Annotated in this window: 6 protein-coding genes; 3 read left to right on the forward strand and 3 right to left on the reverse strand. The window is 70.3% G+C overall.

What is annotated here, in order from left to right; translation table 11 throughout:
• Window positions 1–291: 291 nt before the first annotated feature.
• Both AB0B57_RS22070 and AB0B57_RS22075 read right to left on the reverse strand, forming a co-directional pair.
• A complete protein-coding gene (locus AB0B57_RS22070; RefSeq protein ID WP_357072716.1) occupies window positions 292–3,159 on the reverse strand; it encodes a hypothetical protein in 2,868 nt (955 codons plus the stop codon).
• A gap of 259 nt (window positions 3,160–3,418) precedes the next feature.
• Window positions 3,419–3,628, reverse strand: coding sequence for a winged helix-turn-helix domain-containing protein (locus AB0B57_RS22075; RefSeq protein WP_357072719.1), 210 nt, complete (start codon window positions 3,626–3,628; stop codon window positions 3,419–3,421).
• 467 nt (window positions 3,629–4,095) lie between these two features.
• Between AB0B57_RS22075 and AB0B57_RS22080 the strand changes: the two genes are divergently transcribed.
• Window positions 4,096–4,347, forward strand: coding sequence for a hypothetical protein (locus AB0B57_RS22080; RefSeq protein ID WP_357072759.1), 252 nt, complete (start codon window positions 4,096–4,098; stop codon window positions 4,345–4,347).
• Between the two features lie 225 nt (window positions 4,348–4,572).
• Here AB0B57_RS22080 and AB0B57_RS22085 read toward each other — a convergent pair whose 3' ends face one another.
• Entirely contained in the window at window positions 4,573–5,325 is a 753-nt protein-coding gene (locus AB0B57_RS22085) for a TIGR03089 family protein (protein ID WP_357072722.1), read from the reverse strand.
• 139 nt (window positions 5,326–5,464) lie between these two features.
• On the opposite strand from AB0B57_RS22085, the gene AB0B57_RS22090 reads away from it, so the two are divergent.
• Together AB0B57_RS22090 and AB0B57_RS22095 are read left to right on the forward strand one after the other, a co-directional pair.
• Window positions 5,465–6,601, forward strand: coding sequence for a hypothetical protein (locus AB0B57_RS22090; protein ID WP_357072725.1), 1,137 nt, complete (start codon window positions 5,465–5,467; stop codon window positions 6,599–6,601).
• 54 nt (window positions 6,602–6,655) lie between these two features.
• Entirely contained in the window at window positions 6,656–8,956 is a 2,301-nt protein-coding gene (locus AB0B57_RS22095) for an esterase-like activity of phytase family protein (RefSeq protein WP_357072728.1), read from the forward strand.
• The last annotated feature ends 195 nt before the right edge of the window (window positions 8,957–9,151 follow it).

A 9,151-nucleotide genomic window follows, 5' to 3' on the forward strand; every position in this document is an offset into this window, starting at 1 on the left:
GGTCTACAGGTGCTGTGGCACGCCGGTGGGCGCGGCCGTTCAGTGACCCTGCCGGCCGTCGGCGAACTCGCCAGGCGAGCTTGATGAGAAACGAGCGCAGCGGGGATGAACAGTTAGTTGATCAACTGGGCTCTCCGGCACGCCACGGGCTGCCGACCGCTCAGGCGGCGCTGAGCTTCCGTAGGACGTACTGGTTGAGTCCTTGGCATCTCGCACCCTTGATCGACTCCATATCGGCGATGCCACGGCACTTCGACACCGCACCGTCGCCGATATGGAGTCGACCCGCACTCAGGCCGAGTTGACCAGGAATTGATAGTTCGTCGGGTCGGTCCACACGCCGTCGGCCGTACGTCCGCGCACCCTCATGGTCTGGAAGCTCGTCGCGATCGGCGTGTAGCTCGCGGTGGCGACTCCGGCAGCATTCGCCGCCACCAGCACCGCCGGCCCGTCGTCAACCGCGTACTCGAATTCGACGACGCCCGGAGAGCCCTGGGTGAAGGTGAAGTCACCCGGCACGCCGACGCCGCCGCCCCACTCGTTTGTCGGGTAGGTAACCGAGGACACCTGCGGCGCCGTGCCGACCAGGAACGGGTAGTCCGTCTGCGGTGAGTACTCCCCCGCCTCGGTGCGGCCCCGCACCGAGAAGACGTTCGCGCCGTTGCGATCCATTGTTACCGAGATGTCGGTGACCGACGAGTCTGGAGTCTTCGGCACGCTCTGCCAGGCGCCGCCGTTGAGCTGGTACTCGAAGGTCGTCACCTCGGCCAGTTCGGTGCGGACGCTGAACCTGCCGGTCGCGCCGATCCCGCCGATCACGGTGTACTCGTCGTAGGCGCTGTAGACGCTCACGCGGGGATCGCGTACCCGGAAGTAGTACCGTCGCTCGGCGCTGACGGTGCCGTCGGCCGTCCGGCTGGAGACGGTCAACAGCGTGTACCCGGGGTGCGGCGGCGTGACCTCGATCGTGGCCCGGCCGTCGGGCCCGGCGGCCACGACCTGCTCTTCGCTGCTGTAGTCCAGCAGATAGCGGTACTCCACCACGTCGGAGCGGCCCGGGTTGAAGGTGAACTGACCCGGCTGGCCTGGCTGACCGGCGGAACCGTTCTCCGGGTACGCGCTGGACGTCACCACCGGCGCGTCACTGACCTCGAACGTGTAGGTCCGCGTCGGCGAGAAGGACCCGTCCAGGAAGCGTGTCCGCACCGCAAGCGTGTTGCTGCCGGAGCGATCCGGCGCGAGGGTCAACCGAACCTCGTTGTCCACCTGGTCGAGGGCCTGCTCCGGCCCGTCGTTGTAGCGGTAGAGGAAGACGTCCACGTCCGGCATCGCGGTGCTGATGTGGAAGTCGCCGGGAACGCCCACGCCGCCCCACGCGCCGTACTCGTAGTAGGTCTGGGAGTAGACGCTCGGCTTCGTGTCGATGACGTTGAACTCGTACTGGACGACTTCCGAGACGGTGCCGTCGGCGCTGATGCTGCGCACCATGAACGTGTGCCAGCCCGGCTCGGTCGGCGTCCAGCTCAGCACCGCGGTGCCGTCCGCTGCCGCGTCGACGCGTCGCATCTCGCCGCGGAGCAACCCGTACTCGTACGCCACCACCCCGGCCCGGCCGGGCCGGAACGTGAAGCTGCCCGGACGACCCACCACACCGTCGTGGTCGGGGAAGGCGAAGTCGGCCGACTCCACGAGCGGGGTGTCACGGACGAACACCTGCCCGGTGTACGCGCCGACAAACTCGCTGCCGACGTAACTGCGCACCTCAAGCCGGATGTTGCCGGCCTGCGGGAACGTCACCGACACTTCGGTGGCGCCGTCGGCGCTCGCCGGGACCCTGGTCTCGTCGCCGCCATCGATCCGGTAGCCGAACTCGGTGACCCCCTCGACGTTCGTCGAGATCGCCAGTTGACTCGGCAGGCCGACACCCCCGACCGTCACCTGCACCTGCGGTCCGGTGGATCGCACGAAGAACCGGTAGTTGGTCACCTCGGAGGAGTTCGACGCGCTGTCCACACTGCGTACGCTCAGCAGCTCAGTGAAGGAGGTGGGCGTGTATTCGAGCGTGACGTTCGCGCCGGGTGCGGGCGCGGGGACGTAGTTGTAGGTCTCGCCGTAGCGTCCCCAGTAGTAGCCGACCACGTCCGGCGACCCGTTCGCCGTGAAGACGAACGTGCCCGGCACCCCGGAGCCGCCGTGGGGTTCGCCGTCATCCGGGTATTTCGTCGAGGTGATCACGGGCGGGGCCGGCCGCTGCTCGTCCACCTTCACGTAGCACGGTGGAGCCCACTTCGAGTAGTCCTGACCGTCGTAGGCACGGGCGGTCCACGCCACTACTGTCCCGTGCGGGTACTGCGACATCTCCCACGGGACCTTGGCGAGGGTGTTGCCGTAACTCGAGCCAAGCTGCTCGGACCGCTGGTCCTCGTGGCCGACCGGCCAGGCGGCGAACTGCCCGTTGAGTAGCGGGTCACCGCTGTCCGCATCCGCGCCCCGGAGCATGAACGTGTAGCTGCGTGCCCCGACCGGCTGCGGGTTCTTCTTGGTGCCGCAGGCCCAGGACGGCCATTCGAGCCCGATCTGCGCGACCGTCGGGGCATGGTTGACATCACTGCGGATCGCCGGGAACGGATAGAGCTTGCGGCCGTGCGAGAGCTTGCCCTCGTCGCCGTGCGGCACGGAGATCTCGACGGTCAGCGTCTGCTTGTCCTGATCCGCCAGCCTCTGCAGGGTCGGCATGAGGTCCCAGACCAGGTAGCCGGGGCAGGCCGCCGAGCCGCCGGCCAGGGTGGTGCCGATGAGTTCACGCCGGCGCGGCTCGGACTCCCAACTCGTGGTCGCCTTGATCGGATCGGTGCGCCAGAGCTGGACGGGCTGAGCCGTCGCGCAGTCGGCAGCCGATCGCTCCTTGATGATCAGGTCGGCCCGGTGGACGATGGCCTTGCGGAAGCGCGAGACGTCGAAGGTGAAATAGGACCGCGACCTGTGCTTGTTGCCGCGCGAATCTGCCCAGGCGCCGATCGGCGCGTCTCCGGCAGGGTTGACGAACGACTTTTTCGGTAGATATGAGTCGGTGTAGGCCCAGCCGGACTTTTGCAGGTCCAACTGCTGGTCGGCCTGTGCCGGACTGGCGGTGACGGTGACCAGGACCGCACCGAGCATGACCCCGATTGATGCGGCAAGCATTCTTCGTACGCGCTCGACCATCGTGTCCCCCCGGACGAGAATGGCGTGCCTCGCCATCCCATTCGCGAGAGTATCGATACGCGCCAAGCGCTCACGTCCCGAAATCCTGCTCTGTCATCGACCGGACGGTCCGCGTTGATCGACTCGACTTCCCGCAAGTCGGGCCATCCGGGGCACTTCAATGCCGCGGTTTCACGGATTCCGACTCGGTCATCCGTCGGGCGCGAGCATCCGCTCAGCGCCGTAGGGACTCGGCGACGAAGACCCCGCGACCTGGACGACCCACCAGCACACCCTCGCCACGCAGCCTCGCCACCGCCCGACTGATCGTGGACTGGGAGACGTCGTATTCATCTGCCAGCACCCGCCCGGACGGAAGTTGCGACCCAGGCGCGTAGGTACCGTCCTTGATCTTTTTCAGGAGATCGTCGAGCAGTTCGTCCATCGTGGGCGGGATAGGCACGTGGAGCCCCTTGCAGTCGGTTGGCCCGCCCAGTATTGATCAGCTACTTCGACGCAGGCAACGCATGTAGCACGGATGACATAAGTGGGTAGATGACTCGGCGGCATGCTTGACATAGGTGACTCAGTGGCAATAGCGTCGCTCTCGGTGATGCGGTGCTGCTGCGGTCGGTTGGCGCCTCTCGTGCCGGTCTCGCATCGCCGCCGGGACCCTCACCCGCCGCGCTCCCCCAGCGCGGCCTGCTGTCGCACCTCCGGAACGGCAGCGGGGCGGGGCGGTCTCCGCCGAGCGCAACCGGCGGAGGCCGCCCCCGCACGTCGCTCCATCCGACGAAGGGCAGTCACCGTGCGCAACCTCAGCCATGAGCCGGCGGGCCTACGCGACGAAAGATGTCCGACACGAGAGCGCACCCCGGGGCGGACGGTCCGGTCGGCGAACCGCCGCCTCCGATGAGCGACCGTTGGGTGATCCACCTGCCGATCACCGCGCCGGACCTGCTGCGCGCGCGGATCTTCGCGCGTACCGCGGTTCGGGTGTTGGTCCGGCTCACCGCGCGTGTCGAAGCGGGCGGGGTGACCGTCTCCGCTGAGGACCAGCAGGACGCACATCATTGGGTGTTCTGTGATCGACCACTGCCCGGCGGCGGGCGGTGTGGGTTGTCCACCGACCACACCGCGCACTGTGCGCGACGCCCGCGCTGACGCGAAGCCAGCGGCCGGCCGGGGCTTGGCGGCAACGTTCAGCGGGAGAAGCCACGCACGAGCACGGCCAGGCGCTGCTCGTGGCCGCACGACCTTGATCGACTTGGCCTTCTGAAAATCGGGGCATCCACGACAGGTTGATGCCCCGATTTCACGAAAGCCGAGTCGATCAAGGTGCGAGGCCGCGTGTAGGTGAGCGCTAGTTGATCGACTACATCGGACGGCTCAGAGGACCCGGGTCACTCCTTCGGCGGCGACGATCGCGTCCCGTCGCGCCGGGTCGAGGTTGGCGCTGATCACCACGGACGCACCAGCCGAGAGCGGCGCGAGCAGCCACTTCAGGGGCTCCTCGTGCTCGCCGGCGTCGACAAGCAGCCGGTCGCCGGCGCGCAGGTCCAGCATCTTCGCGTACTCCTGGGCGATCGCGCCCCATTGGCCGTAGGTGGTGCCGTCCGCGGTAGCCGGGTCCGACGGGCGGATGGCGGCGTGGTCGGGCGTGGCCTCGCCGTGGCGAAGCACCTCGGCGGACCAGTCCAACCAGCCCAGCGGCACGTCGGCCAACCGTCCCGGGCCGGTGCCGACGAGGTAGCGGTGCGGGGCGTCCGGCACGTCCTCCAGCCAGTCGTCCTGCCGCTGCGGGGTCACCAGGACCGCGTCGAACGGCCGGTCGCCGCCGGGTTCGAGCACCGCCAGGCCCGCGGTGGCGCGCGGTCGGAACGACACCGCCAGGCCCGAGGCCCACGCGCCCAACAACACCGCGGCGGTACGCCAGTGCGGCGGCAACAGCACCGCTACGCGGCTGCCGGGGCCGAGACCGCAGCCGTCCCGCAGCAGGCTGGCGCTGCGTGCCGCCCAGGAACCGACCTGCTGTGCGGTGAGGTCGACGCGCTCGCCGGTCGCCTCGTCGCGGTAGCTGAGCAGGGGCTGCTCGGCATCGGCGGGCTGGGTGACCAGGTCGGCCGTCACGGTTGGCTGCATCTCCACGCTCCCCGGGTGCGACGTCGGCACCACCCTACTGAACGACTTTGGTCGCGTCGGTCGTCGCCCGATGGCCGTATCGGGTGGCCGGACGGCCGGCGCACGGTGTAGGTGACCCCCGAAACGCCGAGGAGAGCCCGTGCCCACCGGACCCGATCCCGCCGACGGCCCCGTCACCACCGACCGCCCCGCCACCACGGACCGCCCCGCCGCCGACCGCTCTGTCGACACCGGCCGTCCCGCCGCCACCGACCGCCCTGCCGGCACCGACCGGCTGCCGATGCGTCGGCGGCTCCTGCCCGTCGTCGCGTTGCTGCTGCTCGCGCCGTGGGCGGCGGAGTGCTCGTGGGGCGGCTTCGCCATCGACGACTTCCTGCCGGTGCTGATCTTCCTGGGCCCGATGTACGGCGGCGCGGCGATCCTGATCCGGGAGACCGCCCGGCACCTCGGCGCGAGCTGGCCGACGATCGTGCTGCTCGCCGCCGCGTTCGGCGTACTCCAGGCCGGGCTGGTCGACCAGTCGCTGTTCAACCCCGACTTCCTGGACGACACCCAGTACGCCGACACCCGGGCCGCCGCCGAGGCGACGCTGGTGCCGGGGCTCGGCTTCAGCCTCCGGCAGGCGTTCGACTACGTGGGCAACCACATCGTGCTGACGATCTGCGCGCCGATCGTGCTCATCGAGTCGTTCCTCGGGGCGGACCGCCGGCATCGGCCCTGGCTGGGCCGACCCGGTCTCCTCGTCGTCGGTCTGATCTACCTACTCGGCAGCCTGTTCATCTTCGCCAACATCAACAACGACAAGGGCTTCCTGGCCAGCCCACTCCAGCTGGCCTTCGCGGCCGCACTGGTCCTCGCGCTCGTCGGAACGGCGCTGCTGCCCCGCTGGCGCCGCCCCCGCCCGCGCCGGGCCCGTCGGGTGCCGCACCCGCTCTGGGTGGGTCTGCCTGTCGTCCTGGTCCGCCTCGGCTCCGACCTGGCGCCCGGCTGGCCGGGGGTGATCGTCGCGCTTGCCCTCGCCGCCGTCGCCGCAGGGCTTATCGCGTACCTGTCGACGCGCGGCGGCTGGGGGCAGCGGCACGTGCTTGTCGCCGGCAGTGCGGGCCTGGTCATGGCCGCCGCGTTCGCGTACGTGGTGCCGCCGTACTCCCCGGCCAGCCCGGCGGCGGCCCTGGCCAGCGACGTCGCGGTCACCGTCGTCACGGTCGCGCTGGTCGTGGGTGCCTGGTGGCGGCTGCGCGGTGCTTCGCCGACTGTTCATGTCGGCGCAAGCTGACGCTCCCCGACAACTGTCAGCCTCCGTGCGGGTACGACCTAACGGAGGAAGTCCTTGACTCTCAGAAGAGCATTCACCGCGCTCACCGCAGCCGGTGTCGCCGCCGCCAGCCTGACCGGGGCCACCCCCGCGTCGGCGGGCGGACACCACCACCCGCCGCTCGCCTTCGACCGGGTCGCCACGTATCCGGTGTTCCAGAACCGTCCGACCGAGGAGGACCCGGCGACCGCGACGGTCGCCGAGATCTCGGCGGTCAGCGAGGACGGCCGCACCCTCATCCACACCGACGCGCTGGCCCGGCGCATCGGCTTCTTGGACATCTCCCGTGCCGACCGGCCGCGCGGCCTCGGCACACTCTCCCTGGGGCAGCTCGGCAACGCCGAGGACGAGCCGACCTCGGTCGCCGTGGTGGGTCGGTACGTGCTCGTGGTGGTGAACACCAGCGGCAGCTACACCGCGCCGTCGGGTCGGCTCGACGTGATCGAGCTGGCCAGCCGCAGGCGGGTGGCCAGCTTCGACCTCGGTGGTCAGCCCGACTCGATCGCGATCAGCAAGGACAAGCGGTACGCCGCGATCGCCATCGAGAACGAGCGCGACGAGGAGGCGACCCCGCCCGGCGGTGCGGAGGGCGACCTGCCTCAGGCGCCCGCCGGCTTCGTGCAGATCGTCGACCTGACCGGGAAGTCCCCGGCCGGTTGGCGGCTGCGGCCGGTCGCGCTGACCGGCGCGGACGGGAGCGCGCTGCCCGCCCTGGCCCAGGCCGGTCTCGCCGCGCCGACCGACCCGGAGCCGGAGTACGTCTCGATCAACAGCCGCAACCAGTTGGCCGTGACGCTCCAGGAGAACAACGGCGTCGCCCTCATCGACCTGCCCACCGGCCGAATCACCACGGTGTTCAGCGCCGGCACCGCCACGATCAGTGGGATCGACACCGCAAAGGACGGTGTCATCGACCTGACCGGCAGCATCGCCGACGTGCCCCGCGAGCCGGACGCGGTGGCCTGGGTCGACGACCGTTACCTCGCCACCGCCAACGAGGGCGACTGGCACGGCGGCACCCGTGGCTGGTCGGTCTTCGACAGCCGCACCGGACGCGTCGCCTGGGACGCCGGCAACACCTTCGAGCGGCTCGCCGTCACCTACGGGCTGCACAATGATGACCGGGCCGCCAAGAAGGGCACCGAGCCGGAGGGCGTGGCCGTCGCCGAGTACGGCGGGGTGCGGTACGCGTTCGTCGGCTCGGAGCGCAGCAACTTCGTCGCCGTCTACGACCTGGGCAACCCCACGAAGCCCGTCTTCCGGCAGGTGCTGCCGACCACCAACGGGCCGGAAGGGCTGCTGCCCATCCCGTCACGCGGGCTGCTCGCGGTCTCCAGTGAGGAGGACGACGCCTCGGTCAACGTCCGTGCCTCGGTGTCGCTCTTCCAACTCGGCAGGGGCACCCCGGAGTTCCCGAGCATCGTCTCCGGCGCGGACCGCACCGGCACCCCGATCGGGTGGGGCGCGCTCGGCGCGTTGAGCGCGGTGCCGGGCAAGCGGGACCAGCTCTACAGCGTCACCGACGCGGCGTACGGCCAGACCCGGATCCTCACCATCGACGCGAAGCGGTCACCGGCTCTGATCACCGGCGCGCTGCCGGTGCGGGACGCGGCCGGCGCACCGGTCGGGTACGACGCGGAGGGCATCGTCGCCCGCCCGCAGGGCGGCTTCTGGCTCGCCGTCGAGGGTGCCAAGGGTGCGGAGAACAAGCTGGTCCGGCTCGACGCCGCCGGGGTGACCCGGCAGACCGTCGCGCTGCCCGCCGAGGTCGCCGCCGGCCTGGGCAAGCAGGGCTTGGAGGGCGTCACGGCGGCCACCGACCGGCAGGGCCGGGAGATCGTCTGGGTGGCCGTGCAGCGGGAGCTGAGCACCGACCCGGCCGGGATCGTCCGACTCGGCCGCTATGACGTCACCGCGGGCACCTGGAGCTGGTACGGCTACCAGTTGGGCGCCACCACCGTGCCGGGTGACTGGATGGGCCTCTCCGAGATCACAGTGGTCGGCGACCGGCTCGCGGTCATCGAGCGGGACAAGCTGAACGGCCCGGCCGCCACGGTCAAGCGGATCTACACGGTGCCGCTGCCCGCCACGGCGGCGACCGGCCCGCTGACCGTGCTGCCGAAGACGCTCGCCGTCGACGTGCTGCCCGCGCTGCGCGCCACCAACGGCTGGACCCAGGAGAAGCTGGAGGGCCTGACCGTGGCCGGCAACGGCGAGGTGTACGCGATCACCGACAACGACGGGGTGCAGGACGCCACCGGCGAGACGGTCCTCCTGCGCCTCGGCTCCAGCCGCAAGGTCTTCGGCCGCAACTGAGCCACCGCCACTTCCCCTCCGGCCGGCGTCCACCCTCGCGGTGGGCGCCGGCCGATCACGTCAGGTGACCCCCGGCACGGGCCCACCGCCCCCACCGCAGAGCCTAATGAGTTCTGGGAGTTGGCTGGTGGGTGCGGCAGACTCCTGGTGGGTAGCCGCTGGCGGATGAGCACTCGCGCAGCCTGGACGTGGTGA

The sequence above is a fragment of the Micromonospora sp. NPDC049101 genome (assembly GCF_040648675.1).
Lineage (GTDB): Bacteria > Actinomycetota > Actinomycetes > Mycobacteriales > Micromonosporaceae > Micromonospora.

What these genes read in the sequence shown, in the direction of transcription:
- AB0B57_RS22070 (WP_357072716.1), bottom strand. Translation starts at nt 3,159, where the DNA reads ATGCTCGGTGCGGTCCTGGTCACCGTCACCGCCAGTCCGGCACAGGCC.
- AB0B57_RS22075 (WP_357072719.1), bottom strand. Translation starts at nt 3,628, where the DNA reads ATGGACGAACTGCTCGACGATCTCCTGAAAAAGATCAAGGACGGTACC.
- AB0B57_RS22080 (WP_357072759.1), top strand. Translation starts at nt 4,096, where the DNA reads ATGAGCGACCGTTGGGTGATCCACCTGCCGATCACCGCGCCGGACCTG.
- AB0B57_RS22085 (WP_357072722.1), bottom strand. Translation starts at nt 5,325, where the DNA reads ATGCAGCCAACCGTGACGGCCGACCTGGTCACCCAGCCCGCCGATGCC.